We start from the raw sequence: 24,166 nt of genomic DNA on the forward strand, positions 1-24,166 counted from the left end.
TCAGCTCCTCGTGGTCGGGTCGACGTAGACCGCGTTGCGGTCGACGGTCAGGTAGGTGTCCATGCCGATCGGCCTGCGGCGCTCCTCGGCGATCTGGCCCAGCAGCCCGGCGGCGCGGGCCAGCAGGGCGAAGCCGCGGAGCAGCTCGACGGGCAGCCCCAGGTCGGCCAGGGCCGCTCCGCACACCCCGGCGCCGTTCAGCGGCAGCCGGCGGCCGAGCACCTGCTCGTGGGTGCGGCCGATCGCCTCGAAGAGCCGGAGGTGCGGCCCCTTGAGCCCCTCCTCCTCGGCGATGCCGATCAGCACGGGGGTGCGCGGGTCCTGGACCTTGTGCACGGGGTGGCCGATCCCGGGGACGAACTGGCCGGCCTGCTTCGTCGCCGCGACCGCCTCGACCGCCAGCGCGTCCCACCCGGCGTCGTCGCTGGGCAGGTCGCGCCCGTCGAGGACCGCGTGGAGGTACTGCCCGCAGTCCTCGGTGACGCCCAGGAAGCGGGAGCCGCCGCCCAGCAGCCCGGCGGCCATCGCGCCCTGCAAGGAATCGGGTGCGGAGAGGTAGGTCAGCCGCGCGGCGATCGCGGTCGGCGTGAACCCGTGGTCGGCGAGGGCCACCAGGACCGCCTCGAAGACGCGGGTCTCCGACGGGGTCGGCCGCCGCATCGCGACCAGCCAGAACGCCAGCTCGCCGAACCCCACCTTCCCCATCAGGTCGGCGGTCAGGTCCTGGCCGAGAAGCCGGATCTCGTCGGCGGTGCTCGTCCCCAGCGACGTGGGGAACTCCGGCACGTCCTTCGTCATGCGGTGTGCTCCTCTCCGGCGGCAGCCGGGTCCTGGGTGAGCCAGCGGCGGATCTCCTTGCCGTGCTGGTCGAGCGAGGGCGGAGGAAGGCGGTACTCCGCGGGCGTCCGGGAGAACCGGATCGGGTTCCGCACCGACGGCACCGCCGCCTCGCCGTCCCCGACCTCGACGACCGGGTCGAGCCCGACCTCCTCCGCGAACGCGACGCCGCCGTCGACGGTGTTGATCGGGCCGCACGGGACGCCGGCCGCGATGATGTCGCGGAACCACTCCATCTTCGTGCGGGTCCGCAGCCGCTCGACCAGCAGCGGGCGGAGCTCGTCGCGGTTGGCGGTGCGGTCCTCGTTGCGGCCGAAGCGCGGGTCGTCGGCGAGCTCGGGCGCGCCGAGCACCTCGACCAGCCGCCGGAACTGGTTGTTGTTGCCGGCAGTGATGATCAGGTCGCCGTCGGCGCACGGCAACGGCTCGTAGGGGAACAGGCTCGGGTGGCTGTTGCCCATCCGGAAGGGCACGACGCCCCCCGCGACGTACGCGCTGGACTGGTTCACCAGCCCGGAGAGCGCCGAGGAGAGCAGGTTGACCTCGACGTGCTGGCCGCGGCCGGTGGCGTCGCGCTCGTGGAGCGCGGAGAGCACACCGATGGTGGCGTGGAGCCCGGCCATCACGTCGAAGACCGAGATCCCGGCGCGGTAGGGCTCGCCGTCGGGTGGACCGGTGAGGCTCATCAGCCCGGAGATCGCCTGCACGATCAGGTCGTAGCCGGGGAGCGACGCCCCGCCGGGCCCGCTGCCGAAGCCGCTGATCGAGGCGTAGAGGACCCGCGGGTTGCTCCGGGAGACCGAGTCGTAGTCGAGACCGAACCGCACGAGCCCGCCCGGCTTGAAGTTCTCGACGAGGACGTCCGCGCGCCGGGCCAGCTCCTGTGCGGCGGCGAGGTCGTCGGGGTCCTTGAGGTCGAGCGCGACCGAGCGCTTGTTGCGGTTGACCCCCAGGTAGTAGGTCGAGATCCCGTCCCGCACCGGCGGCTGCCACGACCGGGTGTCGTCCCCCTGCGGCCCCTCCACCTTCACCACCTCGGCGCCCAGGTCGGCGAGGAGCATCGTCGCGTAGGGCCCGGCCAGGATCCGCGAGAAGTCGGCGACGAGCAGGCCGGCGAGCGGCCCTCGCGGTTCGGCGACCTCGGCCACGGGCAGCTCCTCGACGCTCGTTTGCGGACAGGTGTCCGTCAGTGTCGTCAGAGTGCGCACGGGTGTCAACAGGCGCGCCGCTGGCTGGTCCAGCCGTTGACATCGTGACCGCCGTCACTTCACCATGACCGCAGCACCTGGGCTGACCGTGCAGCGGACAGACGTCCGCACCAACCTCCGGGAGGACGCATGACCGAACCCATCGCCATCGAGAGTGGCCGTCCCGTCGTCCTCCGGGGCGGCACGGTCCTGACCATGGACGACCGGCACACGGTGCTGGCCGCCGCGGACGTCCTCGTCGTCGGCGACCGCATCGCCGCGGTCGGCCCGGCGCTCGACGTTCCCGAGGGCACCCTCGAGATCGACGCCCGCGGGGGCATCGTCATGCCCGGGATGATCGACACCCACCGGCACATGTGGCAGACCGCGATGCGCGGGTACGGCGCCGACTGGACGCTCACGCAGTACTTCGTCTGGTACTACCTCGAGCACGGCGCGGCCTTCCGCCCGGAGGACATCCACGCCGGCAACCTGCTCTCGGCCTGGGACGCCCTCGAGGCCGGCGTCACCACCACCGTGGACTGGTCGCACGGGTTGCAGACGGTCGGCCACGCCGAGGCGGCGGTCGACGCGCTCCGCGCGGTCCCGGGGCGGTTCGTGCTCGCCTACGGCAACATCCAGGCGGCTCCCTGGGAGTGGACCGCCGACCCCGCGGTGCGGTCGTTCCTCCAGCGCAGCCGCGACGCGGCCGACGACCGCATCGGCTTCCAGCTCGCCTTCGACGTCACCGGTGACCCAGCGTTCCCGGAGAAGGCGGCGTTCGAGGCGGCCCGCGAGCTCGGGATGCCGGTCACCACCCACGCCGGCGTGTGGGGGGCCACCAACGACGACGGCATCCGGCTGATGCACGAGAACGGCTTCATGGACGAGTCCACGGTGTTCGTCCACGCCGCGACGCTCACCGCCGACTCCTACCACCGGATCGCCGCGACCGGCGGCTCGATCTCGGTCTCGACCGAGTCCGAGCAGAGCGCGGGCCAGGGTTACCCGCCCACCTGGCAGGTCCGGCGCCACGACATCCCGGTCTCGCTCTCCCACGACACCAGCGTCTGGTGGAGCAGCGACCTCTTCTGCGCGATGCGGACCACGCTCGGCGCCGACCGGTCGCGCGAACACCTCGAGGCGCACGCGAAGGGCGACACCGTCACCCACGTGCACCTGCGCGCCGAGCAGGTCGTCGACTGGGCGACCCGCGGCGGCGCCCGGGCCCTCGGCCGCGACGACCTCGGCTCGCTCGAGCCCGGCAAGAAGGCCGACGTGGTGCTGATCAAGAACGACGCCTCGCCGGTGATGTTCCCGGTGCTCAACCCCTACGGCCACGTGGCGTTCCAGGCACAGCGCGGCGACGTGCACACGGTGCTCGTCGACGGCCGCGTCGTCAAGCACGAGCACCGGCTCGTCGGCGCAGACCTGTCCGCCGTACGCCGGGAGGTGGAGGCGACCGTCGAGCACCTCCGCGCCACGATGGGCGAGGAGGTCTGGCTCAAGGGGATGAACCCCGACCTGCCCGCGGACGACAAGGAGGTGCTGGACAACCCGTACCAGTACACCGACTACAAGTCCGAGTCCACGCGTCGTTCACGTGGCACGGTGTTCGGGGAGCCGACGGGCGCGCGGTGAGCGCCGCCTAGTCTGCTCTCCGGAACGGCTCGGCTCGACCTCGGGAGGCACGCATGGCGGGACGAGGCAGCGGTCCGGACTTCGTCGAGGCGCTGGCCCGCGGGCTCGACGTCCTCACCGCGTTCGACGCCGAGCACCGGCGGATGTCGCTGTCGGAGGTCGCGTCGGTCGCCGGGCTGGCGCGACCCACGGCACGCCGGCTCCTGCTCACGCTGGAGGAGCTCGGCCACGTCCGCTCGGTCGACGGGCTCTTCGAGCTCACCCCGCGGGTGCTCTCGCTCGGGACGGCGTACGTCTCCTCGCTGGGGCTGTGGGACATCGCGCGGCCGCACCTCGAGCGGCTCGTCGCACAGACCGGCGAGTCGTCGTCGATGGCGCAGCTCGACGGCTCCGACATCGTCTACGTCGCGCGGGTGTCGGTGCCGAAGATCATCGCGCTGCGCGTGGAGATCGGCACCCGGTTCCCGGCCGCGCAGACCTCGCAGGGCAAGGTGCTGCTCGCCGCGCTCTCCCCCGCGGCCCTGGAGGAGACGCTGGCGCAGCCGAGCCGGTCGGGGCTGCCGGCGTACATCGGGCGCTCGGCGGAGCAGCTGGCCGAGGAGCTCACCCAGGTCCGGGCCCGCGGCTGGGCGCTGGCCGACGAAGAGCTCGCGCCCGGCGTCCGGTCGGTCGCCGTGCCGGTCCGCGACGGCACGGGTGCGGTACGCGCGGCGATGAACGTGACCGTGCACGCGGCCGAGACCTCCACCGAGACGCTGCTGGGCGACCACCTGCCGAGGCTGCTCCGCACCGCCGGCGAGGTCAGCGCCGAGTGGGCGCTGTGGCAGTCACGGCCGCACGTCGAGGTCGCCACGGAGCACCCGTCCGCCGGCTGACGGCGAGCTACAGCCTGCCGCCGGTGAGCGCGAGGATCTCGCGCACCCGCTCCTTCGCCGCCGCGCAGTAGTCGGACGCGGCCCGCTCCGCCGCCTCCTGGTCGCGCCGCTCGAACGCCTCCACCAGCCGCCCCTGCACCTCGACGAACTTCTGCGACGTCACCGGCGTCGAGCCGAACGACCGCGTCATCACGCTCTTGATGCTGAGCCGCCCGAAGGTCGAGGTGAGCAGCGGGTTGTGGGCCAGCGACACGAGGTGCTCGTGGAAGGAGTAGTTGGCGTCGAGGTAGCCGTGGAAGTCCACGAACCGGTTGCCCACCAGCAGCCGGGCCATCTCGTCGAAGCGGCGGCGCAGCTCGCGCACCTCCTCCTCGGTGACCCGCGGCATGGCGATCCGGATGACGCCGAGCTCTATCGCGAGCCGCGCGTCGAAGGTCTCGTCGGAGGTGCGCACGTCGAACGGCGCGATCACGTAGCCACGCTCGGGGTCGCGGCGGACCAGCCCGTCGGAGGAGAGCCGGGTGAGCGCGTAGAACGCCGCGGTGGGGTCGACCTCCAGCTGCCGTGCCAGGTCCTCCAGCGCGAGCGCGTGGTCGGCGGGGAACACCCGGCTGAGCACCAGGTCGCGGGCCCGACCGTAGATCTCGTCGTCGCGGGCGAACTCGAAGCGGCCGAACCCGCCGCGGAAGTAGGTCAGCGGCTGGCCGTCCGCGGCGGTCGCCGAGACCACCCGACCGACGAAGATCGAGTGGGTGCCTCCGACGACGGTCTCCACGACCTCGCACTCGATGTGCGCGAGCGCGTCACCGAGGAGCGGCAGCCCCGTCCTCCCGGTGCGCACGTCCACGCCGCGGAACTTGTCGGCGCTCGGTGCCGCGAACTGGTTGGCCAGGTCGCCCTGCGACTCCCCCAGCACGTTGACGACGTAGCACCCCGCCGCCTCGACCGCGGCCGCCGTCGGCACCGATCGGTTGATGCACGCCAGCATCATCGGCGGCTCGAGGGACAGCGACGTGACCGAGCTCGCCGTCATCCCGTGGCGCTTGCCGTCGACCTCGGTCGTGACGACCGTGACGCCGCTGGCCAGGTGGCTGACGACGTGGCGGAAGTGCCCGGGATCGACGGAGGGGGACGCGGTCGTGGTCGGCTCCATGTCCTACCTCCGTGGTTGGGGTCCCTGGCGTGCAGGCAAGGGGCCTGTCCGGTTCGTGGGCGTGCCTCATTGAACAAACCCGGTCGCGCCGACGCACTGACGTCCCCCGTCAAAATGCTTCCGCCCTGGTGCCGGTGCCTGTAACGGGTCCGTGCCCGGCAGGACACCTGCACCGCAGCACAGGTGCCCACTCACGTGAACCGTGAATCAGGGACCGCAGATTGACGCCAGCGGCCACTCCCCGCTCCCGGGTCCGGTGGCTTGACTGCGGGGGTGATCAACGCAGCAGTCGTGGGCCTCGGATGGTGGGGCCAGAAGATCGTGTCGGACCTCGAGGACAGCGACCACATGCGCGTGGCCGTCGGCGTGGACGTCGACGAGGGCGCGCGCCGGCGCGTGGGCGACAGGGGGGTGCGCACCGCGTCGGCGATCGAGGACGCGCTCGCGGACGACGCCGTCGACGCCGTGGTCCTCTGCTCGCCGCACCGGTTCCACGCCGAGCAGATCGTGGCCGCCGCGGCCGCCGGCAAGCACGTGTTCTGCGAGAAGCCGCTCACGACCACCGGTGAGGAGGCCCGGCGCGCGATCGCGGCCGTGCGCGCGACCGGCGTCCAGCTGGGCATCGGCCACGAGCGACGCTTCGAGCCCTCGATGCTCCGGCTCCGCGAGATGTGCGGCAGCGGCGAGCTCGGCACGCCCCTGGTGCTCGAGGGCAACTTCAGCCAGGACAAGTTCCTCGACCTCCCGCCGGACAACTGGCGGCTCTCCGACGAGCACGCTCCGGTCGGCCCGCTGTCGGCCACCGGGATCCACCTGGTCGACCTCGCCATCGCGGTCTTCGGCCGCCCCACCGAGGTCTGGGCGCGGCTCGGCACGCACGCGACGACCTTCGAGAACGGCGATACCCTGACGATCACCATGGGGTTCGAGAAGGGCCGCACCGCCATGATCACCGCGATCCTGACCACGCCGTTCGCCGGTCGGGTGACCGTGCTGGGCTCCGAGGGCTGGATGGAGATCCGCGACCGCAACCACCCGGAGGCACCGCGGGGGTGGGACGTCACCACGGTGCTCCGCGGCAGCGAGCCCGAGACGACGTTCGCGCCGCCGCACCCGACGGTGCGCGACAACCTCGAGGCGTTCGCCCGTGCCGCCGCCGGCGGGACGCCCTACCCCGTGACCTACGACGAGATGCTGGCGAACGTGGACGCGTTCGAGGCGATCACCCGGTCGGCACGGACCGGCCGTGTGGAGCAGGTGCCCGCCGCGACATGACCGTCGACGGAGCCGTCGAGCTCTCCCCTCAGGTGACGGACGCCTGCGGGGCCATGCCCGAGCGGTTCCGCGGTCACCTCGAGAGCCTCTCGATCGAGGGGCTGGTCGACGAGGTGCTCCAGCGGTGCACCGCCGCCGCGTTCTCCGAGCACGCTCACGACGCCGAGTTCGTCGAGCGGCTCCGGGCGAGCATCTCCCAGAACGCCTACGCGCTCCGCGACGTGCTCGTCGGCAGGGCCTCGCTCGACGAGGTCGAGCTCGACAAGGTGCTGGAGTTCGCCTCCACCCAGGCCCGGCTGCGGATCCCGCAGAAGGCGATGCAGCGCTCCTACCGGGTCAGCTTCCTGTCGCAGTGGGAGATCTGGGCGCACCACCTGCGCGACGCGCTGGTCGGCACCGAGGTGTCCACCGAGGAGGCGCTCGACCTGCTCTCCCGGCTCACCCGCGCGATCCTCACCTACCAGGACCACGTCGCCTCCCGGGTGGCGGACACCTACACCCGTGACCAGGACGCGCTGAACAGGTCGCGCGCCCACGTGCGCAAGAACCTCGTCCGCGACGTGCTCCGCGGCGAGGCCGGCTCCCTCTCGGCGAGCGACCTGGCGCTGCTCGCCTACCCCCTCGACGCCCACCACGTGGCGGTGCTGCTGCCGGAGATGCCCGAGGGCGCCGCCTCCCAGCTCGCCGACGGGCTGCGCTCCGCCGGTCGCTGCCCGCACTCCCTGACCTACGCGCTCACGCTCGGCAGCACCGTGGTCTGGCTCGGGCGGCTCGACCCGTGGCCGCAAGCCGCGCTGACGGCGGTCGTCGAGGCGCTCGAGCGGGTCGGGGCGGTGGCGACGGTGAGCAACCCGGCGCGCGGGGCCGACGGCTTCGTCACGGCGCTGCGCCAGGCCCGTGACGCCGAGCGGGTGCGCGAGGCCTGGCCGCCGGAGGAGTCGCCCGCGGTGGTGCGCTACTCCGACGCGAACCTCGAGATCCTCCTGCTCCGCGACGAGGCGCTCGCGCGGGCGTTCGTCGAGACGGAGCTGGGACCGCTCGGCCGGTCGACGAACGAGGCGACCCGGCTCCGCGACACCCTCGAGGCGTCCTTCCGCTTCGGCAGCCACGTCGCGGCCGCGGAACACCTGCAGCTCCACGAGCACACGGTCCGCAACCGGCTGCACAAGGCCGAGGAGCTGCTCGGCCACCCGCTGCAGGAGCGCCGGACCGAGCTCCAGGTCGCGATCCGGCTCGTCCGGCTCCTCGGCGACGGCTGAGCGCGCACCGGCCTCAGGCGAGGAAGCGCGCCAGCGCGTCGGCGAAGGGCTGTGGGTTCTCGTACGCCGCGGCGTGGCCGCCGGGCAGCCACTCGGCCCGGACGTCCTGCAGGGCGGCGGTGAACCACTCCACCGCCTGCTGGAACGGCGGTGCGTCCTGCTCGCCGCAGAGCACCAGGACCGGGGCCGCGATCGACCGCGCTGCCTCGGAGGTGTCTGCCGTCGCGAGCGCCTCGCAGGTCCGGGCGTACCCCTCGGGGTCACCGGCGAGCAGCACCTCGCGGACCGCCGCCACCTGGTCCGCTGCGTCGCGCCGGAACGGCTCGGTGAACCACAGCTGCTCCATGGGCTCGGCGACCGCGGCCAGCCCCTCACGGCGTACGGTCGCGGCACGCTCGCGCCACATCTGCTGCATGGGCGCGGGGTACACCGCGACGGCGTCGGCGACGACCAGCCGGCGCACCAGGTCGGGGCGGCGGGCCGCGAGCACCTGGCCCACCAGGCCGCCCAGGGAGACGCCGACGACGTCGACCTGTCCGGCGCCGTCGAGCTCCTTCTCGACGGCGTCCGCGAACGCCTCGACCGAAGGCTCCTCCGGAGGGAGGGCGGCGCCGCCGTGCCCCAGCAGGTCGGGCACGACGACGTCACCCATGGCGTCGGGGAGGCACGCTCTCACCGGGTCCCAGAACCGGTGGTCCACCCCCAACGGGTGCAGGAGGAGCAGCGGCCGGGCGGTCACACCGGCTCCCGGACGGGCAGGCGGGGCGCACCCTCCGGCGGTGGCGTCCTCGCGAGGTTCATCGTCATGGCGAGCGTGGTGTAGTAGCCGGCCGTCCCGACCACCTCCACCACCTTCGTCTCGCCCAGCGCGGCGACCGCGGCGGCGTACGTCGCGTCGCTGACCTGGCGCGTCTCCTCCAGCTCGTCGAGCAGCTCGACCACCAACGCCACCTCGGGCCGGCCGCCGACCGGACGGACGCCGCGGGCGACCGCGTCGACGACCTCCTCGGGCAGCCCTGCCTTCAGCGCCAGCGGGTGGTGGAAGCCGTACTCGAAGTCCTGGTCCCAGCAGCGGGCGACGTGCAGGATGACGAGCTCGACGAGGTCGTCGTCGAGCGCGCTGTCCCAGCGGAGGAACTCGCCGACCAGCTGGAGCCGCGTCATGAGCTCCGGGCTGCGCAGCAGCGGCACGAACGGCCCGAAGATCGCGCCCCGCGGCCCGGAGGCGATCCGCTCCGCGGCGGCGCGCTGCTCCTCGGTCAGCTCGTCGGGTGCGGGCAGCGGCAACCGGTCCGTCACGCCTGCTCCCCCAACGCGGCGTTGACGTCGGGCATGACCTTCTGCGCCATCAGCTCCATCGAGCGGCGCGCGAGCGTCGGGTCGACCCAGTCGAGGCCGGCGTACACGAGCTCGCCGAACTCCCCGACCTCCTCGCGGAACGCGAGGAGCTGCTCGGTGACCGAGGCCGGCGTGCCGGTGATCACGAGCTTGTCCAGGACGTGGTCGAGGGTGATCTCGTCGTCAGGCTGGTCGCGGTGGGTCTTGAAGAGCTCGAGGCGGCCGAGCTTCCGCATCTTCTTCAGCATCTGCGAGTAGTAGAAGCGGTAGGGGCTGTTCTCGTCGTCACGCCCGTAGGCCTCCGCCACGCCGGGGTCGTCCGCGACGAACACCGTGCGGGCGACACGCCAGTCGGCCGGGTCGGCGACCGCACCGGCGGCCTCCTTGCCCTGGGCGTAGTTCGGCCAGTGGGTGGCGACCCACTGCGGGAGCAGGAAGTTCGCCGACAGCGGGTGGAAGTCGCGCTGGCCCATCGCGATGACGCCCTTGGAGAACGGCGCGACGACGGTGCCCACGACCTCGGGCCGCGGCTGCTGCAGCGGCTTGGGCAGGATGCCCACCCCGAAGTCGAGGTCGATGGTGGACTCGGTGGTGACCTTGAACCGGTTGTCCGGCAGGTCGATGGCGTACGGCGGGTCGAGCTCCCAGATCTTCAGGATCACGTCGATCGCCTCGGCGAAGATCTTGTTGCGGTCCTCCTTGAGGATGCCGAGCGCCTCCGCGTCGGAGGTGAGCGCCCCCGGGCTGATGCCGAGGATGAACCGGCCACCGCTGAGGTGGTCGAACATCGCGGAGTTCGCCGCGACCAGAACCGGGTGCTGCTGCGAGAGGTTCGTGGTGCCGGTGGCGAGCCGGATCTGCCGGGTCTCGTGGATCAGCGTCGCGAGGAACAGCAGGCTGTTGGTGATGTTCTCGTGCTGGTCGGTGAGGTGCTCGCCGATGAACGCGTCGTGGAACCCCAGCTCGTCCGCCAGGATGACGGCCTTGCGGTCCTCGTCGAGCGTCTCGGCCCAGGTCCGGCCGAGCGGGTGCAGAGGCATGGAGAAGTAGCCCAGTCTCACGGCGTGCTCTCGCTTTCCTGTCCGGTTCCCCCGGGACGGTTCGCCCGGCGTACCCGGGAGTCTCGTACGCAGCCGCCGGCGGGACAGTGGCGCCGAGGGTGAATCTCCCCGTCCGCGATGACGTCCGCCGTCAACGCGAGCGTCGCTCGTGGAGGTCGATCACGGGCCCACCGGGCGGGCGAGGGCGGCGATGTCCTCGTCACCGTGGCCGGCTGCGGAGAGCGCGGCCAGCCGTTCGACGGTCACGGCCGTGAGCGGAGCGGTCGCTCCGGCCGACCCCACGATGAACCGCGCGTCCTTGAGCCCGCCGTCCACGGCGAACGCCGCCGGGTAGTCGCCGGCCGTCATCAGCCTCCCCTTGGCGGTCACGAACGGCGACTCGAGCGGGCCACCCCGGATCGCCTCGAGGAAGAGGTCCGGGTCCAGCCCGAGCGCCCCGGTGATCGCCCTCGACTCCGCGATCGCCGCGGTCACGTTGAGCACGAACGCGTTGGCGGCCAGCTTCAGGCGGGAGGCGGCGTCGCCGCGGTCGCCGAGCCACACCGTGCGGGAGCCGATCGCGTCGAGGACGGGCGCCACGACCGGACGGGTGTCGTCGGGCCCGGAGGCGAGCACGACGAGGGTCCCCTGCTCGGCGGGGTGCTTGGTGCCGAGCACCGGCGCGTCGACGTACCGGAGGCCGAGGTCACCCGCGACGTCGCGCAGCGCCGCGTGCCCCTCGATGCCGACGGTGCTGGTCTGCAGCAGGACGGCGCCCTCGGCGAACCGCCCCCGGGCCTCCTGCAGGACCTCCGCCACGACGTCGGCGTCCCAGAGCATCGTGACGACCACGTCGGCGTCGCGCACCGCGTCGGCGACGTCGCTGGCGACCCGGGCCCCGGCCTCGGCGAGCGGGGCGGCGCGCTCGGGCGAGCGGTTCCACACCGCGAGGGGCAGCCCGGCCGTCGCGATGTTCCGCGCCATGCCGGCGCCCATGGTCCCGGTGCCGAGCAGGGCGACGCGCGGTGCGTTGACGCCCTCGGCCGTTGTGTATACCGTCATAGCACTCTGTATACCAAGGAGCGAGCCCCATGACCATGACCGACGACCGTCCGACGGTCCAGCTCTCCACCGGCCCGCTGCCCACCGGGCTCCGCGTCGGCGGCCGCGTCGTGGCCGGCCGAGGCCCGGCCCTCGACGTGGTCAACCCGGCGACCGGCGCCGTCCTGGCCGTCGCCGACACCGCCAGCGCAGCCGACGTCGAGGAAACGGTGCGGATCGCACAGGAGACCTTCGACTCCGGCGTGTGGAGCCGGATGCCGATCCACGAGCGGGCCCAGGTGCTGCACCGGTTCGCCGACGGCATCGCCGCCCGGATGGACGACCTCTACCGGCTCGAGACCGCCAACAACGGCCGGCCGCTGACCGAGACCAAGGCGCAGATCACCCGGCTCCCGGAGTGGTACCGCTACAACGCCTCCCTGCTGCTCGCCGACCGCGACGCGGTCGCGCCGATGCCGGGGCCCTACCACTCGTACACGACGCGGCTGCCGCTCGGCGTGGTCACGATCCTGGCGTCGTTCAACCACCCGATGATGATCGCGTCCAAGTCGCTGGCCCCCGCGCTCGCGACCGGCAACTCCGTGGTCCTCAAGCCGTCGGAGCAGACCCCGCTGACCGCCTTCCTGCTCGCCGACATCGCGCGGGAGGCCGGGATCCCCGCCGGCGTGCTCAACGTCGTCAACGGGCTCGGCCCCGTGGTGGGCGCGGCGCTCACCGAGCACCCGCTGGTCAAGAAGGTCGTCTTCACCGGCGGCACCGAGCCCGGCCGCTCGATCGCCGTCGCGGCCGCACGCCGGTTCGCCAAGACCACCCTGGAGCTCGGCGGCAAGTCCCCGGTGCTCTTCTTCGACGACACCCCCGTCGACGTCGCCGCGCGTGGTGCGGCGTTCGGCGGCTTCATCGGCGCCGGCCAGACCTGCATCGCCGGCAGCCGGCTGCTGGTGCAACGCTCTATGCACGACGAGTTCCTCGACGCGCTCAAGGGGGTCGCCGAGGGCATCCGGATCGGCGACCCGAACGACCCGGCGACCCAGCTGGGCCCGGTGATCTCGGCGCGGGCCCGCGACCGGATCCTCGGCCGCATCCAGGAGGGCGTCGACGCGGGTGCCCGCGTCGTCACCGGCGGCGGGCCCGCGACGGTGCCCGGCCTCGAGGACGGCTTCTTCGTGCAGCCGACCGTGCTCGCCGACGTCACCAACGACATGTCGGTGGCCCGCGAGGAGATCTTCGGCCCGGTCGTCGTCGTGATCCCCTTCGACACCGAGGACGAGGCGGTCTCCATCGCCAACGACTCGCCGTACGCCCTGGGCTCGGCGATCTGGACCCGCGACGTCGCCCGCGCCCACCGCGTGGCCTCCCGGCTCGAGGCCGGGATGGTCTGGGTCAACGACCACCACCGCCTCGACCCGTCCTCCCCGTGGGGCGGGCTCAAGGAGAGCGGCATCGGCCGCGAGGGCGGCTGGGAGTCGTTCCACGACTTCACCCACGTCCGTGCGGTGACCGTCCGGACGGCGTCGGACGACGTCGACTGGTACGGCGGCAAGGCAACCGGAAGGCTGAACTGAATTGAGCGACCTGACCCTGCACCCCGTCGAGGACGGCGTGATCCTGGCGGAGCTGTCCCGACCGCCGGAGAACCTCTTCAGCATCGAGATGTGCGACCGGCTCTCGGCCCTCCTCGAGGCCCCGCCGGAGGGCGCGCACGTGCTGCGGCTCCGCGCGGACGGCGACGCCTTCTGCCTCGGCCGCGACCGGGGCAGCACCGCCCTGTCGCCCGGCGAGGTGCGTGCGGAGGCGGAGGCGCTGGTCCGGCTCACCACCGCCGTGCAGCGCTCCTCGATGGTGACGGTCGCCGAGGTGCAGGGCGACGCGGCCGGCTTCGGGGTCGGGCTCATCGCCGCGTTCGACGTGTCGGTGGCCGTGCGTGACGCGTCCTTCCGGTTCCCGGAGGTCGGCATCGGGCTCGCCCCGGCGCTCGTCCTCGCCTGGCTGCCCCGCGTCGTCGGCCGGCGCGAGGCGTTCTGGCTCACCGCGACAGCGTCCCCGCTCGCCGCGGAGCGCGCCGCCGAGCTCGGCCTCCTCAACGAGGTCGTCGACACCCGCGACGACCTGGTCAAGCGCGTCGACGACATGGTCGACGCCCTCCGCAGCCGCAGCCCGCGCGTGCACGCCGACATCAAGGACATGCTCCGCGTCTTCGGTGACCTCGGCGACGAGCGCGCCCTCGAGGTCAGCCTCGACAAGCTCGTGGTCGGCTCGCTGCGTCGCGGCGAGGGCTGAGGAGCACCACGGTGCTGGTGGGCGAGACTGCTCGCGTGTCCCAGGAGTCCGCCGCCGCACGCGTCGCCCGGGAGCTGCGGGACCGCATCTCGAGCGGTCTCGTGGCCCCGGGCACCGCGCTGTCGCAGGCCGGCGTGGCCGAGGAGTACGGCGTGAGCCGGATCCCGGTCCGCGACGCCCTGCAGCAGCTCGCCTCCGAGGGGCTGGTCGAGCTCCGTGGCTCGACGGCGGTGGTCACTCCGTTGACCGTCGACGACCTGCAGGAGCTCTACGAGCTGCGGGAGGCGGTGGAGCCGGTGGCCACCCGGCTTGCCGTCCCCCGGGTCGGCCGTGCCGGGGTCGCGCGCATGACGCGGCTCCTGGCGACGATGGACGACCCGACGATCCCGCCGGGGACCTGGGTGGAGGCGAACGCCGCTTTCCACGCCGAGGTCTACACGCTGGCGGGACGGCCGCGGATGATCGCGATGGTCGAGCAGCTGCGCCGGCTCACCGACCGCTACGTCTACTTCCACCTCGACGTCGTCGGGAAGGCCGGGCACCTCCAGGACGAGCACCGGCAGATCCTCGACGCGGTCAGGGCGCAGGACGCGACCGCGGCCGCCGAGCTGACCCGCCACCACCTCGCGTCGTCGCACGCGGTCGTGCTCGACTACCTGCTCGCGCACGAGGAGGAGGGCACCGGCTGAGCCGGTCGCCCTCCTCCTCCCGCTGCTGCCGGCGCGCCTCCTAGCGCGCGACCATCCCGGCGGACAGGTCGATGTCGGCCGCGCACAGCCCCGGCATGTGCAGCATCGCCACGACGGCCGCGGCGACCTCGTCCTCGGTCAGCATCCGGTGCAACGCGGCCCGCGAGACGTAGGCCTCCTCGGCCTCCTCGTAGGTCGTGCCGGTCCGCTCGGCCTCGAGCCGGAAGTTGCGCTGCATCCGCGGGCCGTCGACCGGACCCGGGGACAGGGTGTTCACCGACACCCCCGCCGGACCGACCTCGTAGGCCAGCGTCGTGGTCAGCCCGATCACGGCCAGCTTCGAGGCGGTGTACGGCGTCCGCCGCGTCAGCGGGCGCTTCCCGCTCACCGACGCGAGGTTGATGACGTCTCCGGCCCCGCGCTCGACCATCTGCGGGAGGAACGCCCGGCACATCAGGTAGGTGCCGCGGACGTTGATCGCGAAGACCTCGTCCCACTCGTCCGGCTCGATGTCGACGAGCGGGGCGACCGGGCCGGGGACGCCGGCGTTGTTGACCAGGATCTCGACGGTCTCGTCGCTCAGCGCCTCCGCGAGCGCGGTCACGCTCACCGGGTCGGCGACGTCGACGGTCTCGACCCGGACGCTCCCGGCCAGCCCCCCGGCCTCGGCGGCGACCTCGCGGAGCCGCTCCTCGGTGCGGCCGACGGCGACCACCCGGGCGCCTCGGGCGACGAGCCCGAGCGTGATCGCCCGACCGAGGCCGTTGCCGGCCCCGGTCACCACGGCGGTGCGCCCTGCGACGCGGTCACCGGGGAACGGAGCGGACGCGGCGCTCACGCGTCGAGCAGCGCGACGGCGCGGGTCGGGCCGCCGTGGGCGCCGATCACCTTGAGCGGGAAGCCGACGAAGGTGAACCGCTTGCCGATCAGCTTGTCGAGGTTGGTGAGGTTCTCGTAGTGGGTGATGTGGTGGCGGCGGCACATCATGTGGCACGGGTAGAACTTGCTGGTCGGGTTGTCCGGAGTCGGGCTGTCGACCCCGAACGTCTTCACGCCGTGCTCCACGATCCACTCGCTACCGGTCTCCCCGAGCCCCGGGAACTCGGAGAGGTACTCCGGCTTGCCGGCGTACCGACCGTGGGTGCCGGTGTGCAGCAGCAGGATGTCGCCGCGCTCGACCTTCACGCCGGCCGCCTCCTCCGCGGCGTCGAGGTGCTCGGCGGTGATGTCCTGGTGGGCGCCGACGTGCGAGACGTCGAGGCAGGTGGCGGGACCGTAGAAGAGGTCGAGCGACATCTGGTCGATCGTCTCGGCCGACGGGTCGGGGTCGAGGTGGGAGAACGAGTCCACGTGGGTGGGCCCGTTGTCGTTGATCATGAACCCCTTGGTCTGGAAGGAGAACCCGCCCTCGAACCGGAGCGCGGTCTCCTCGTGGGAGGCGTGGTCGAAGACCACCGTCTTGAGGTGGCCGGGGTAGACCTGCATCCCCTGGTAGATGTCCTGCGACAGGTCGACGAGCTGCACGGCGTCGCTCCCTTCGGTACGGCGGACGTCGGCCCGCCCGTGGTCGGTGGTTCCGCTCATCGTGGTCGGTGGGACGCCGCGGAGCGCGCTCGGTTCGGAGTATCTTCCGCCGTATGACCGCTTCGATCGGAGAGACCGCTCCGCCGTTCGACGTCGCGGACCGGATCGCCGCCGCGGTGGGCGGGCCGGTGATCGTCGAGGACGCGTCGTTCCGGGTCCTCGGCTACTCCGCGTTCGTCGGACCGATGGACCGCGGGCGGGTCGAGGCGATCCTGGGGCGACGGATCCCGGAGGCGTGGTTCGAGCACCTGACCAGCACCGGCAGCGTGGAGCGGCTGCGCCGGAGCCGCGACGTCGTGGACCTCCAGGACGGTCCGTGGGAGGCGCACCGACGGCTGATCACGGCGTTCCGCGCCGACGACCGGCTCCTCGGGTTCGCCTGGGTCGCCGAGGGCGACGAGCCGCTCGGCGACGGGGCTGCCGCCGCGCTCCGGCGGGCGGTCGACGAGACGACGCCGGTGATGCTGCGCCACCTCGAGCGGCTCGACGCCGAGGAGGAGCACCGGTCCCGGCTGGCTGCGGCACTCCTCGACGGGCTGCCCGGCGCGCCTGCGGCCGCCGACCGGCTCGGCCTCGAGCGCGACGGGCGGTTCGTGGTCCTCGCGGTCGCCGTCCCCGGTGGCGCCACAGGCGACGCGCCGGCACCGGCGGAGCGGGTCGTCGAGCACCTGCGGCGGTGCCTGGAGTCCTTCCGCCGCCGGGGTGCGGCGACGCCACGCGGGGACGGCGCGCTGGCGGTGCTCGCCCTCGGCCCGGACGAGGTCGAGGAGACCGCGGCCCGGCTCGGGCAGGAGGTGCTCCGGCTCGCCGGCGCCGGACCGTTGCGCACCATGCGCGTGGCGGCGAGCTCGGTCGGCACCGGCCTGGCGGCGCTGCCCCGGCTCCGCGACGAGGCCGGCGCGGCGGCCGTGGTGGCGCCGGGTGACGGCTGCTTCGTGAGCTACCGCGACGTGGAGGCCGAGGCGCTGGTCGCCGACGTCGTCGCCGCGCTCCCGCCCGACCTCCGGCTGAGCGGCCTCGACCGGCTGCGCGAGGCCGACCGCGGGAACGGAGAGCTCGAGCGCACGCTGCGCGCCTTCCTGGCCACGTGCGGCAGCGCCTCCGCGACCGCCCAGGAGCTCGGGGTGCACGTCACGACCGTGCGGCACCGGCTCGACCGGATCGCCGCCGTCTCGGGGCTGCGGCTCGACCGGCCCGAGGTGCGCATCGCCTGCGACCTGGTGCTGCGCCGACCCTCCCCCTGATTCCCGTCCGCCAGCAGTACGACGCCGCCGGAGTGACGCCGGACGACAGCGGAACGGACCGGGGTCCGGACCTACTGTGACCCGATGGAGACTGCACAGACAGAGGCCGCGACCCCCCGCCCGACCTCCGCAGCCACCACCACCGTCGGCGTGGTCGGGCTCGGCATCATGGGCTCGGCGATGTCGGCGCACCTGGTGGCCGCCGGGTTCGACGTCGTCGGACGCGATGTCGCCCCGGCGGCCGTCGAGGAGCTGGTGCGCCAGGGCGGACGCGCCGCCCCCGACGTCCCCTCGGTCGCGCGCGAGGCCGACGTGGTCGTCACCTCGCTCCCCTCGCCGACTGCCGCGCTGGAGGTCTGCCGGGAGCTCGCCTCCGCCGGGCACGACGGGCTCGTGGTCGTGGAGACCTCGACGCTCTCGGTCGAGGTGAAGCAGGAGTGCCGCGACCTGCTCGCGGCCTCCGGCGGCACGCTCCTCGACTGTCCGCTCAGCGGCACCGGCGCGCAGGCCAAGGAGCGCGACCTCGTCGTGCTCGGCAGCGGCGACGAGGCGGCCTTCGAGCGCGCCCGCCCGGTGATGCAGGCCTTCGCCAGGTCGGTGCGCCACGTCGGCGCCTTCGGCAACGGCATGACGATGAAGCTGGTCGCCAACCTGCTGGTGTCGATCCACAACGCCTCGACCGCGGAGGCGTTCGCCCTCGGCGTGGCGGCAGGGCTCGACCCCGACGTGCTCTACGACACGATCCGCGAGGGCGCCGGCGGGTCGGTGATCTTCGACAAGCGTGGACCGCTGATGGCGAGCCGCAGCTACCGTCCCGCGACCGCGAAGGTGTCGATGTTCCAGAAGGACGTCTCGCTGGTCCGGGAGCTCGCCGCCGCGGTCGGCGTACCGACGCCGGTGCTCGACGCCACCGTCCCGCTCTACGACCGCGCCGCCGAGACCGGGTGGGCCGACGCGGACGCGGCTGCCCTCCTCGAGGTCCTCGAGGAAGGGGGACGCGCGTGACCGCGCTGACGCTGGTCAAGGCCGACGAGCTGGCGGACGCGGTGCTGGCCCAGGGGCGCTCCTCCGGCGCCGCTCCCCTGGCCGTGGTGGTGCTCGATCCCGGCGGCCACGTGGTGGTCGCGAAGCGGGAGGACGGCGCCGGCATCCTGCGCATCGAGATCGCGACGGCCAAGGCGTACGGGGCGCTCGGCATGGGCATGTCCTCACGGGCGATCGGCGAGCGCGCCGAGAAGCAGCCGACCTTCTTCGGCACCCTCGCCTCGGTCTCCGACGGGCGGCTGGCACCCGCGGCCGGCGGGGTCCTGGTGCACGGCGCCGACGGGACGCTGCTCGGCGCCGTCGGCGTCAGCGGCGACACCTCCGACGTCGACGAGGGCTGCGTGCTCGCCGGCATCGAGGCCGCCGGCCTGCGCTGACGCCCTCCCGTCGTCCGCGCACCGGGGTGACATCCTGGGCCGCATGCAGCCCGTCCACGTATGGATCCGCTCCGAGTCCCGCGGCACCGAGCGGCGTGCGCCCGTCGTGCCCGCCGACGTCCCGCTGCTGCTGGACGCCGGGTTCGAGGTGACGGTCGAGGAGTCGCCGCAGCGGATCTTCGCCATCGACGAGTACGCCGCCGCCGGGGCGTCCGTCGTGGGCGAGGGCACCTGGCCCGACGCACCGCACGACGCCTATGTCCTCGGCATCAAGGAGCTCCCCGACGACCCGGCCTCGCTGCGCCACCAGCACATCTACTTCGCACACGCCTTCAAGGGGCAGGAGGACGCCCGCCGCACGCTGGAGCGGTTCCGCCGCGGCGGCGGCCGGCTGTTCGACATCGAGTACCTCACCGGCGAGGACGGCAAGCGGGTCGTCGCCTTCGGCTACTGGGCCGGTTACGTGGGTGCGGCGCTCGGGGTGCTGCACCTCGCCGGGCGGCTGACCGCGCCGCTGTCCCCGATGGCCAAGCACGAGCTCGACGCGGAGCTCGAGCGGGCCGGCAAGGACGGCGCCGACGAGCTGCTCGCCCTCGTCACCGGGGCCCGCGGGCGCTCGGGACGCGGTGCGCAGCGGGCGCTGATGACCGCCGGCCTGCCGATCACGCGGTGGGACCGCCAGGAGACGCGGGACCTGCACAAGCAGGCGCTGCTCGGCCACGACATCCTCGTCAACTGCGTGGTCACCCACACTCCGACGAAGCCGTTCGTCGAGCAGGCGGACCTCGACCACGAGCGCCGGCTGCGGGTGCTGGCGGACGTGACCTGCGACGTGACCGGACCAACGAACATGCTCCCGGTGAACACCGAGATCACCACTTGGGAGGAGCCGGTGCGGCGGCTGCACGGCGGCGACGTCGGCAACGGCAGCGCGCCGCTCGAGGTGATCGCGATCGACAACCTCCCGTCGCTGCTGCCGCGCGAGGCGAGCGAGGGGTTCAGCGCCGACCTGACCCCGCACCTGATCGGGCTCGCCGAGGAGGGTGGCCCCTCCGGCCCCTGGCGCGCGGCCGCCCGTGCCTTCGACGAGGCGCTCGCGGGGCTCGACGCCGGGGCGTAGCAGCCGCTCCCTGATCTCCAGCGATCGATCCGGCGGTCGTCGGGGAGCCCGTGACGCGCTGGGTGCACCAAGGTCTCCCCGTTCCGGCGTCCGCCGCTCCTCCCGGCACCGACCGCGGGTCGGTGCCGGGAGGCTCGGGGGTGCGACGCTCAGGCGTCGAGCTTGAGCAGCTTCGCGGCCGTCCGGCTGCGGATGTTGTCGCGCACGTCCTCGCTCAGCGAGGTCGACTCGATCTGGCCCAGCGGGTCGTAGTGGCCCATGTCGAACGGGTAGTCGGTGCCGATCACCACGTGGTCGGCGCCCATCTGCTGCACCAGGAACTCCAGGTGCGGGGCGTCGAAGACCAGGCAGTCGAAGTAGATCTGCTTCAGGTAGGTGCTCGGCGGGCGGGTGATGTGGTGGCGCCCCTCCGGCCGCTCCTCGTAGGCGTGGTCCATGCGCGAGGAGTAGAACGGCAGGTAACCGCCGCCGTGCACCGCGACCAGCTTGAGGTTCGGGTGCTCCTCCAGGACACCGCCGTGGATGATGCGGGTCAGCGCGACCGTGGTGTCGAGCGGGTTGCCGATCACGTTGGTCAGGTAGTACTTGCGGAACCGCTCACCGCCGGTGAACCCGTTGGGGTGCAGGAGGACGGGGACGTCGAGCTCCTCCGCCTTCGCGAAGAACGGACGGAAACGACGGTCGTCGAGGTCCATCCCCATCACGTTGGTGTTGATCTCGACGCCGCGGAAGTCGTAGTCCTTCACGCAGCGCTCGAGCTCCTCGACCGCTGCACGCACGTCCTGCATCGGCACCGTGGCGAGGCCGACGAACCGGTCGGGGTGGTCGGCGACGATCTTGGCGAGGTTCTCGTTCTGCATCTGGGCGAGCTCACGACCCAGCCCGGGGTCGGCCCAGTAGAAGTAGCCCGCCGGCGCGACCGAGATCGCCTGGACGTCGATGCCCATCCTGTCCATGTCGGCGATGCGGGTCGCCGGGTCGGTGGCCTGCGGCATGATCGCCTTGACGTGCTCGACCTGGTAGGCGTTCGTCTCGTCGCCGCCGAAGTAGCTGAACGGCTCCATCTCCGGCGCCATCAGTCCCTCGACCTTGGGCATGCAGTCGGGGAGGATGACGTGGGCGTGGATGTCGATGGTGCGGGGCGTTCCCGTGGCCATGGGTGCCTTTCTTGTCAGTTCGATGAGATGGGGTTCAGCGGGTGGCAGGCGCCCACGGCAGCTCGGCGCCGCCGTACTTCGCCGCCCGTACGTCGCCGGAGCGGGCGTGGCCCTCGAAGAGCTCCACCCGGGCCGTCCGCCCGCACAGCTCCCCCAGCCTCGCGCTGGCGGCCTGGTCGGTGACCTCCTGGTAGGTCACCGTGCGGAGGTACTTCCCGACCCAGAGGCCGCCGGTGTAGCGGGCGGCGCCACGGGTCGGCAGCACGTGGTTCGTGCCGATCACCTTGTCGCCGTACGACACGCAGGTGCCCTCGCCGAGGAAGAGCGCGCCGTAGTGGTGCATCTTGTCGAGTGCCTCGCGGGGCTCGCGGGTGAGGATCTGGACGTGCTCGCTGGCGAAGGTGTCCGCCAGGGCGTACGCCGCGTCGAGGTCCTCGACCACGTGCACCTCGCCGTGGTCGCGCCACGCCGGACCTGCCATGTCGTTGGTCGGCATGTCGGGGAGGACCGCCTCCACGTGGGCGATGGCCTCGCGGGCCACCCGCTCCGAGGTGGTGATCAGCACCGCCGGCGAGTCCGGGCCGTGCTCGGCCTGGCTCAGCAGGTCGACCGCGACGACGAACGGGTCGGCGCTGTCGTCGGCCACGACGAGGATCTCCGTCGGGCCGGCGAACAGGTCGATGCCGACCTCGCCGAAGAGCTGCCGCTTGGCCTCGGCGACGTACGCGTTGCCCGGTCCGGCGATCAGGTCGACCCGGCCGACCGACTCGGTGCCGACCGCCATCGCCGCGACGGCCTGGACGCCGCCGAGCACGAAGATCTCGTCCGCGCCGGCGAGGTGCATCGCCGCGATCGTCGCGGGCGGGATCTCGCCCCGCAGCGGCGGCGTGCACGCCGTCACCCGCTCCACGCCCGCGACCTTGGCGGTCACCACGGTCATGTGCGCGGACGCGGTGAGCGGGTAGCGGCCGCCCGGCACGTAGGCGCCGGACGCCACGATCGGGAGGTGCTTGTGCCCGAGGAACACCCCGGGCTCGGTCTCCACCTCGACGTCGAGCATCGACTCCCGCTGCCGCTGCGCGAACTCCCGCACGTTGGCCTGCACGGTGCGGATGTCGTCGACGACGGTCGTGGGGAGCGACGCCACCAGCCCCTCGATCTGCGACCGGTCGAGCTGGAAGGACTCGGGCGACCAGTTGTCGAACTTCTCGGAGTAGCGGCGGACGGCGTCGTCACCGTTGGTGCGGATGTCCTCGATGACGTCACGGACGACCGCCGAGACCGCGTCGTTCCCGTGCGCTGCGGGCGCAGCGCCGGTCGGGCTCTTGAGCTGGGTGCTCACGTGGGTGCTCCTGGTGCTGGAAGGGACGGGTCAGGCGACGGGCTCGGCGACGCTCATCGCCTTGAGCTTCTCGAGGCGCGCGAGCACCTCGGCCTGGAGGGTGGCCACGTTCTTGTCGGTCTGACGACGCGGTCGGGGAAGGTCGATCGTGATGTCCTCGTAGATCAGACCACCGGGCTGGAGCACGATGATCCGGTCGGACAGCTCGACGGCCTCGACGACGTCGTGGGTCACGAACACGACGGTCTTCTTCGACTGCGCCCAGATGTCCTGGAGCTGCTCGCGCAGCCCCCGGGCGGTGATCGCGTCGAGGTGGCTGAACGGCTCGTCCATCAGCAGGAGGTCGGGCTCGACCGCGAACGCGCGGGCGATGCCGACCCGCTGCTGCATGCCGCCGGAGAGCTGTCCGGGGAAGAAGTCGGCGTTCTTCGCCAGCCCCACCATGTCGAGGTACTCCTTGGCCCGCGACACCGTCGCCGGCGACTGGTCGTCCTGGACGTACATCATGTTCTGCATGACGCTGCGCCACGGGAGGAGCCGCGGGTCCTGGAAGACGTAGCCCATCCGCGCCGGGCCTCCGGCGTCGCTGGTCAGGCTGATGTCGCCGGAGGTGTGCTCCTCGACGCCCGAGATGATGTTGAGCAGCGTGCTCTTGCCGCAGCCGGACGGGCCGACGATCGAGACGAAGGTCTGGCCCTTGACCTCGAACGAGATGTCGTCGAGGACCCGGCTCTCGCGGGCCGTGCCGAGGTTGAAGGTCTTGGAGAGGTTCTGGACGGTCAGGACAGCCATGGGAGCTCCCTAGCGATGCGAGCGGACGAGGTGGAGTGGGGGCGGGCGCTCATCGGCTGTCCCGCCAGCGGAAGGAGCGCTGGATCGCGCGGTCGAGGACGAACCGGTCGAGGATCACGATGAACCCGACGAACAGCACGACCCAGGCGGCGAAACCGCCGTACCGGTTGGCGTCGTACCAGAATCGGGCCCGGTAGCCGACACCACCGCCGCCGCCGAACCACTCGGCGAGCAGCACACCGTTCCAACCCATGATGATGGCGAACCGGACGCCGGCAGCGACGTAGCCGGTGACCGCCGGGAGCACGAGGTGCCGGACCCGGCGCCCGAAGGGGACGTTGTAGGTCTCGGACATGTCCCGCAGGTCGCGGGAGACGCCTCGCACGCCCTGCGCCACGTTGATGACGACGAACGGCACCGCGGTCAGGAACGTCGTGATGATCGGGCTCATGTCACCGAAGCCGAACCACATGACGGTGAGGAACGACCAGATGATCGCGGGGATCGAGAGGCCGACGAGCACCGGGCTCTCGAGGAAGGCGCGGGAGAGCTGCGAGAGCCCCATCACGACGCCGACGGCGATCCCCACGACGGTCGCGAGGCCGACGCCGATGAAGAAGCGGTACAGCGTCATGCCGAAGTTCCCGAACACCTCACCGCGGGAGAACTCGTCGACGAGCCGCTCGCCCACCTCGACCGGACCGGGCACCCGGCTGAACAGCCACGACATGACGACCCAGATGACGACGAACGCCAGCAGGGCGGTCACGCGAGCTGCGGTCTCGGAGGTGAGGCGCTTCTGCCACTCCGGCGTGCTCTGCTCGATCTCGGTGGTGGAGCGCCGCTTCGTGACGGCGCTTCGCTGCATGG

24 protein-coding genes are annotated in these 24,166 nt (G+C 72.5%); 11 read left to right on the top strand and 13 right to left on the bottom strand.

Annotated features, from left to right (window positions below):
- Together FIP57_RS21085 and FIP57_RS21090 are read right to left on the bottom strand one after the other, a co-directional pair.
- Entirely contained in the window at positions 1–798 is a 798-nt protein-coding gene (locus tag FIP57_RS21085) for a citryl-CoA lyase (protein ID WP_148575535.1), read from the bottom strand.
- Positions 795–1,985 (bottom strand): CaiB/BaiF CoA transferase family protein, encoded by a 1,191-nt coding sequence (locus FIP57_RS21090; RefSeq protein ID WP_148575536.1) that lies wholly within the window; start codon positions 1,983–1,985, stop codon positions 795–797. Before FIP57_RS21090 ends, FIP57_RS21085 begins: the two co-directional genes overlap by 4 nt.
- 189 nt (positions 1,986–2,174) lie before the next feature.
- On the opposite strand from FIP57_RS21090, the gene FIP57_RS21095 reads away from it, so the two are divergent.
- Positions 2,175–3,665, top strand: a complete 1,491-nt coding sequence (locus FIP57_RS21095) for an amidohydrolase family protein (protein ID WP_148575537.1) — start codon at positions 2,175–2,177, stop codon at positions 3,663–3,665.
- A 53-nt stretch (positions 3,666–3,718) separates the two neighbouring features.
- On the top strand, positions 3,719–4,540 hold the full coding sequence (locus FIP57_RS21100) for an IclR family transcriptional regulator domain-containing protein (RefSeq protein ID WP_148575538.1): 822 nt from the start codon (positions 3,719–3,721) through the stop codon (positions 4,538–4,540).
- A gap of 7 nt (positions 4,541–4,547) precedes the next feature.
- On the opposite strand, the gene FIP57_RS21105 is transcribed toward FIP57_RS21100, so the two are convergent.
- A complete protein-coding gene (locus FIP57_RS21105) occupies positions 4,548–5,693 on the bottom strand; it encodes a flavin reductase (RefSeq protein ID WP_148575539.1) in 1,146 nt (381 codons plus the stop codon).
- A gap of 273 nt (positions 5,694–5,966) precedes the next feature.
- Between FIP57_RS21105 and FIP57_RS21110 the strand changes: the two genes are divergently transcribed.
- A complete protein-coding gene (locus FIP57_RS21110; protein ID WP_148575540.1) occupies positions 5,967–6,968 on the top strand; it encodes a Gfo/Idh/MocA family protein in 1,002 nt (333 codons plus the stop codon).
- Positions 6,965–8,227 (top strand): PucR family transcriptional regulator, encoded by a 1,263-nt coding sequence (locus FIP57_RS21115; RefSeq protein WP_148575541.1) that lies wholly within the window; start codon positions 6,965–6,967, stop codon positions 8,225–8,227. Before FIP57_RS21110 ends, FIP57_RS21115 begins: the two co-directional genes overlap by 4 nt.
- Positions 8,228–8,240: 13 nt before the next feature.
- On the opposite strand, the gene FIP57_RS21120 is transcribed toward FIP57_RS21115, so the two are convergent.
- From FIP57_RS21120 to FIP57_RS21135, 4 genes are all read right to left on the bottom strand, one after another.
- The gene (locus FIP57_RS21120; protein ID WP_148575542.1) at positions 8,241–8,966 is read right to left on the bottom strand and encodes an alpha/beta fold hydrolase; all 726 of its coding nucleotides are present in this window, start codon (positions 8,964–8,966) and stop codon (positions 8,241–8,243) included.
- The gene (locus FIP57_RS21125; RefSeq protein ID WP_148575543.1) at positions 8,963–9,526 is read right to left on the bottom strand and encodes a carboxymuconolactone decarboxylase family protein; all 564 of its coding nucleotides are present in this window, start codon (positions 9,524–9,526) and stop codon (positions 8,963–8,965) included. Before FIP57_RS21125 ends, FIP57_RS21120 begins: the two co-directional genes overlap by 4 nt.
- Entirely contained in the window at positions 9,523–10,626 is a 1,104-nt protein-coding gene (locus FIP57_RS21130) for an LLM class flavin-dependent oxidoreductase (protein ID WP_148575544.1), read from the bottom strand. The genes FIP57_RS21125 and FIP57_RS21130 overlap by 4 nt, the downstream gene beginning before the upstream one ends.
- 159 nt (positions 10,627–10,785) lie before the next feature.
- Positions 10,786–11,667, bottom strand: a complete 882-nt coding sequence (locus tag FIP57_RS21135; protein WP_148575545.1) for an NAD(P)-dependent oxidoreductase — start codon at positions 11,665–11,667, stop codon at positions 10,786–10,788.
- 29 nt (positions 11,668–11,696) lie between these two features.
- On the opposite strand from FIP57_RS21135, the gene FIP57_RS21140 reads away from it, so the two are divergent.
- From FIP57_RS21140 to FIP57_RS21150, 3 genes are read left to right on the top strand one after another with little or no spacing between them, the layout of a single operon-like run.
- Positions 11,697–13,232, top strand: coding sequence for an aldehyde dehydrogenase (locus FIP57_RS21140; protein WP_148575546.1), 1,536 nt, complete (start codon positions 11,697–11,699; stop codon positions 13,230–13,232).
- 1 nt (position 13,233) lies between these two features.
- Positions 13,234–13,947: an enoyl-CoA hydratase/isomerase family protein gene (locus FIP57_RS21145; RefSeq protein ID WP_203231389.1), complete on the top strand. Its 714-nt coding sequence runs from the start codon at positions 13,234–13,236 to the stop codon at positions 13,945–13,947.
- A 35-nt stretch (positions 13,948–13,982) separates the two neighbouring features.
- Positions 13,983–14,636, top strand: a complete 654-nt coding sequence (locus FIP57_RS21150; RefSeq protein ID WP_148575547.1) for a GntR family transcriptional regulator — start codon at positions 13,983–13,985, stop codon at positions 14,634–14,636.
- A gap of 40 nt (positions 14,637–14,676) precedes the next feature.
- Here FIP57_RS21150 and FIP57_RS21155 read toward each other — a convergent pair whose 3' ends face one another.
- Both FIP57_RS21155 and FIP57_RS21160 read right to left on the bottom strand, forming a co-directional pair.
- Complete coding sequence (locus FIP57_RS21155; protein ID WP_148575548.1) at positions 14,677–15,474, bottom strand: SDR family NAD(P)-dependent oxidoreductase; 798 nt, start codon at positions 15,472–15,474, stop codon at positions 14,677–14,679.
- Positions 15,471–16,220, bottom strand: a complete 750-nt coding sequence (locus FIP57_RS21160) for a cyclase family protein (protein WP_148575549.1) — start codon at positions 16,218–16,220, stop codon at positions 15,471–15,473. The genes FIP57_RS21155 and FIP57_RS21160 overlap by 4 nt, the downstream gene beginning before the upstream one ends.
- 53 nt (positions 16,221–16,273) lie before the next feature.
- On the opposite strand from FIP57_RS21160, the gene FIP57_RS21165 reads away from it, so the two are divergent.
- The 4 genes from FIP57_RS21165 (at position 16,274) to FIP57_RS21180 (ending at position 20,005) form a co-directional block, all read left to right on the top strand.
- On the top strand, positions 16,274–17,464 hold the full coding sequence (locus FIP57_RS21165; RefSeq protein ID WP_148575550.1) for a helix-turn-helix domain-containing protein: 1,191 nt from the start codon (positions 16,274–16,276) through the stop codon (positions 17,462–17,464).
- Between the two features lie 84 nt (positions 17,465–17,548).
- The gene (locus FIP57_RS21170; protein WP_148575551.1) at positions 17,549–18,469 is read left to right on the top strand and encodes an NAD(P)-dependent oxidoreductase; all 921 of its coding nucleotides are present in this window, start codon (positions 17,549–17,551) and stop codon (positions 18,467–18,469) included.
- Entirely contained in the window at positions 18,466–18,885 is a 420-nt protein-coding gene (locus FIP57_RS21175) for a GlcG/HbpS family heme-binding protein (RefSeq protein WP_148575552.1), read from the top strand. The genes FIP57_RS21170 and FIP57_RS21175 overlap by 4 nt, the downstream gene beginning before the upstream one ends.
- 43 nt (positions 18,886–18,928) lie before the next feature.
- The gene (locus FIP57_RS21180) at positions 18,929–20,005 is read left to right on the top strand and encodes a saccharopine dehydrogenase (RefSeq protein WP_148575553.1); all 1,077 of its coding nucleotides are present in this window, start codon (positions 18,929–18,931) and stop codon (positions 20,003–20,005) included.
- A gap of 149 nt (positions 20,006–20,154) precedes the next feature.
- On the opposite strand, the gene FIP57_RS21185 is transcribed toward FIP57_RS21180, so the two are convergent.
- Genes FIP57_RS21185 through FIP57_RS21200 form a run of 4 tightly spaced genes read right to left on the bottom strand, consistent with a single transcriptional unit; the run spans position 20,155 to position 24,164 of the window.
- Complete coding sequence (locus tag FIP57_RS21185) at positions 20,155–21,162, bottom strand: amidohydrolase family protein (RefSeq protein ID WP_148575554.1); 1,008 nt, start codon at positions 21,160–21,162, stop codon at positions 20,155–20,157.
- Between the two features lie 34 nt (positions 21,163–21,196).
- Entirely contained in the window at positions 21,197–22,504 is a 1,308-nt protein-coding gene (gene hisD / locus FIP57_RS21190) for a histidinol dehydrogenase (RefSeq protein ID WP_148575555.1), read from the bottom strand.
- A 30-nt stretch (positions 22,505–22,534) separates the two neighbouring features.
- Positions 22,535–23,296 carry an ABC transporter ATP-binding protein gene (locus FIP57_RS21195; protein ID WP_148575556.1) on the bottom strand — a complete coding sequence of 254 codons (762 nt, stop codon included), beginning with the start codon at positions 23,294–23,296 and terminating at the stop codon, positions 22,535–22,537.
- 49 nt (positions 23,297–23,345) lie between these two features.
- Positions 23,346–24,164, bottom strand: a complete 819-nt coding sequence (locus tag FIP57_RS21200) for an ABC transporter permease (RefSeq protein ID WP_238993654.1) — start codon at positions 24,162–24,164, stop codon at positions 23,346–23,348.
- Positions 24,165–24,166 lie beyond the last annotated feature (2 nt).

This window comes from Nocardioides caldifontis (assembly GCF_008087345.1).
GTDB classification, from domain to species: Bacteria; Actinomycetota; Actinomycetes; order Propionibacteriales; family Nocardioidaceae; genus Marmoricola_A; species Marmoricola_A caldifontis.

Bases quoted from the DNA above. Each gene is read 5' to 3' on its own strand.
- FIP57_RS21085 (WP_148575535.1), bottom strand. From the start codon at position 798: ATGACGAAGGACGTGCCGGAGTTCCCCACGTCGCTGGGGACGAGCACC.
- FIP57_RS21095 (WP_148575537.1), top strand. From the start codon at position 2,175: ATGACCGAACCCATCGCCATCGAGAGTGGCCGTCCCGTCGTCCTCCGG.
- FIP57_RS21100 (WP_148575538.1), top strand. From the start codon at position 3,719: ATGGCGGGACGAGGCAGCGGTCCGGACTTCGTCGAGGCGCTGGCCCGC.
- FIP57_RS21105 (WP_148575539.1), bottom strand. From the start codon at position 5,693: ATGGAGCCGACCACGACCGCGTCCCCCTCCGTCGATCCCGGGCACTTC.
- FIP57_RS21115 (WP_148575541.1), top strand. From the start codon at position 6,965: ATGACCGTCGACGGAGCCGTCGAGCTCTCCCCTCAGGTGACGGACGCC.
- FIP57_RS21135 (WP_148575545.1), bottom strand. From the start codon at position 11,667: ATGACGGTATACACAACGGCCGAGGGCGTCAACGCACCGCGCGTCGCC.
- FIP57_RS21140 (WP_148575546.1), top strand. From the start codon at position 11,697: ATGACCATGACCGACGACCGTCCGACGGTCCAGCTCTCCACCGGCCCG.
- FIP57_RS21160 (WP_148575549.1), bottom strand. From the start codon at position 16,220: ATGAGCGGAACCACCGACCACGGGCGGGCCGACGTCCGCCGTACCGAA.
- FIP57_RS21165 (WP_148575550.1), top strand. From the start codon at position 16,274: ATGACCGCTTCGATCGGAGAGACCGCTCCGCCGTTCGACGTCGCGGAC.
- FIP57_RS21170 (WP_148575551.1), top strand. From the start codon at position 17,549: ATGGAGACTGCACAGACAGAGGCCGCGACCCCCCGCCCGACCTCCGCA.
- FIP57_RS21180 (WP_148575553.1), top strand. From the start codon at position 18,929: ATGCAGCCCGTCCACGTATGGATCCGCTCCGAGTCCCGCGGCACCGAG.
- FIP57_RS21185 (WP_148575554.1), bottom strand. From the start codon at position 21,162: ATGGCCACGGGAACGCCCCGCACCATCGACATCCACGCCCACGTCATC.
- FIP57_RS21195 (WP_148575556.1), bottom strand. From the start codon at position 23,296: ATGGCTGTCCTGACCGTCCAGAACCTCTCCAAGACCTTCAACCTCGGC.
- FIP57_RS21200 (WP_238993654.1), bottom strand. From the start codon at position 24,164: ATGCAGCGAAGCGCCGTCACGAAGCGGCGCTCCACCACCGAGATCGAG.